Annotated in this window: 1 protein-coding gene; it reads left to right on the top strand. The window is 46.2% G+C overall.

Annotation, left to right across the window (positions count from 1 at the left end; genetic code table 11):
- The coding region (locus RH40_RS01670) for an EF-Tu C-terminal domain-related protein (protein ID WP_009599535.1) at nucleotides 1-705 on the top strand (705 nt) is incomplete at both ends.

The raw sequence follows: 705 nt of genomic DNA, 5'->3' as shown, positions 1-705 counted from the left end.
TGTGACATGGTTGATGACGAAGAGCTTCTAGAGCTAGTAGAAATGGAAGTTCGTGAGCTTCTATCTGAGTACGACTTCCCAGGTGATGATCTACCAGTAATCCAAGGTTCAGCTCTTGGCGCTCTAAACGGCGAGAAGCAGTGGGAAGATAAGATCGTAGAGCTTGCAGAAGCACTAGATTCTTACATTCCAGAGCCAGAGCGTGCAGTAGATCTGCCGTTCCTAATGCCAATCGAAGACGTATTCTCAATTCAAGGCCGTGGTACAGTAGTAACAGGTCGTATTGAGCGCGGTATCCTAAACGTAGGTGATGAAGTAGAAATCGTTGGTATCAAAGAGACAACGACTACTACATGTACTGGTGTAGAGATGTTCCGTAAACTTCTAGACGAAGGTCGTGCAGGTGAGAACGTAGGTGCACTACTACGTGGTACTAAGCGTGACGAAGTAGAGCGTGGTCAAGTATTGGCAGCACCTAAGTCAATCAACCCACACACTAAATTCGAATCAGAAGTATACGTACTGTCTAAAGATGAAGGTGGTCGTCACACTCCATTCTTCAAAGGTTACCGTCCACAGTTCTACTTCCGTACAACTGACGTAACAGGCGACATCACTCTACCAGAAGGCGTAGAAATGGTAATGCCAGGTGATAACATCAAGATGACTGTAGAGTTGATCGCACCAATCGCGATGGACGAAGGT

The sequence above is a fragment of the Vibrio caribbeanicus ATCC BAA-2122 genome (genome assembly GCF_000165125.1).
Lineage (GTDB): Bacteria > Pseudomonadota > Gammaproteobacteria > Enterobacterales > Vibrionaceae > Vibrio > Vibrio caribbeanicus.
Note: the sequence above shows the minus strand (reverse complement) of the source record. Positions and strands in the feature narration are given on the sequence as shown.